Raw genomic sequence first — 1,148 nt, forward strand, 5'->3', positions numbered from 1 at the left:
AAAATTAGCCGATTTTCTAATTAGAAAAAAAGAGGTCGACCAAAGCGCTATATCGAAAACACACTTAATGAGCCCATTAACTACATAGGAGAATTAAATGAGTCAATTAAGTCATCTCAAGCTAGTCGCAGTCAAAAAGCCTCGCAATATGCCAGCAATTGTTATACGCAGAAATAAGCTGGGATCAAAACTCTGGGAGCAGATCCAACTCGCTAAAAGTCAGCTAGAAGGAACACCATTTGTAGTCATGAAGTACAAAACAGTGAAGGACCGCGAAACAGGGCTGCGCAAACAGGTGGAAGTGCCTAAGCGTATTAAGCCTTGGTGGTTTACCGCTCAAAATGGCAAAGTTTGCTTAATCCTTCGCTACGGCTCTAAAACACTTGAAATTACACAAGGTAAAGCGGCTATAGAGCTGGAAAAGTCTTCCGACCTAATTCCAACATTACAAAAGATTAAGACTGCTGTAGAGGCTGGCGAGCTAGATCACTTAATAGACGCTGCAACTGAAGCAGTAAGGCTGGGTTTTAGGCACTAGTTACTGGATTGCTAGTAAATACAGTCATGAACAAATACATCGCAACCATCAAAGTAAATGGTCAATCCATAAAGACTACAGTTTTTGCAGACAGCTCCATTCATGCCAAATTAATGCTGCAATACCAATTTGGTATAGATTGCATTCTCTCTAGCCCTACTCTATCCACCAAAGAAGATTTAGACCAAGAACCATTAAAAGAAATTATCAATAGGATGAAGCCCATTAAACCCTTCAAGCCGCTTACCCCGCAACAAGCTAGGATCGATGTACTAAAGCGCCAAAAGGAAAAGGCTGGGAAAGCACTAGATGCCGAAAGAACTAGACAAAAGATGGCTAAAGATCAAAAGCGAATTTTCAATCTCAGTCGCTAAAAATCTACAGCGTAATTTTCAGCGCCATGCAAGATCTCGGCCCCTGGTGATTTAATCTAACCCCAAACCAAAATCAGGCGAATTGACCCGAATTCGTATGATTTTTAAGGATTTTTATATTGATCATTTATTAACCAACAGACGACTGACAGGCATAGTACAAATACTCTCTAAGCGTTACTTAAAGTAACGCTTGTAACTGGACTAAGCTGCCCTCAACTCTCGTTCAGCCTGCT

General features: G+C 40.9%; 2 protein-coding genes. Both read left to right on the forward strand.

Going from position 1 to position 1,148, the window contains the following annotated elements:
- The first annotated feature begins 97 nt into the window (after positions 1-97).
- Positions 98-538, forward strand: a complete 441-nt coding sequence (locus B7Y67_RS18800) for a DUF6641 family protein (RefSeq protein ID WP_293599933.1) — start codon at positions 98-100, stop codon at positions 536-538.
- A 26-nt stretch (positions 539-564) separates the two neighbouring features.
- Entirely contained in the window at positions 565-912 is a 348-nt protein-coding gene (locus B7Y67_RS18805) for a hypothetical protein (RefSeq protein WP_293599934.1), read from the forward strand.
- The last annotated feature ends 236 nt before the right edge of the window (positions 913-1,148 follow it).

This window comes from Polynucleobacter sp. 35-46-11 (assembly GCF_002281105.1).

Bases quoted from the DNA above. Each gene is read 5' to 3' on its own strand.
- B7Y67_RS18800 (WP_293599933.1), top strand. From the start codon at position 98: ATGAGTCAATTAAGTCATCTCAAGCTAGTCGCAGTCAAAAAGCCTCGC.
- B7Y67_RS18805 (WP_293599934.1), top strand. From the start codon at position 565: ATGAACAAATACATCGCAACCATCAAAGTAAATGGTCAATCCATAAAG.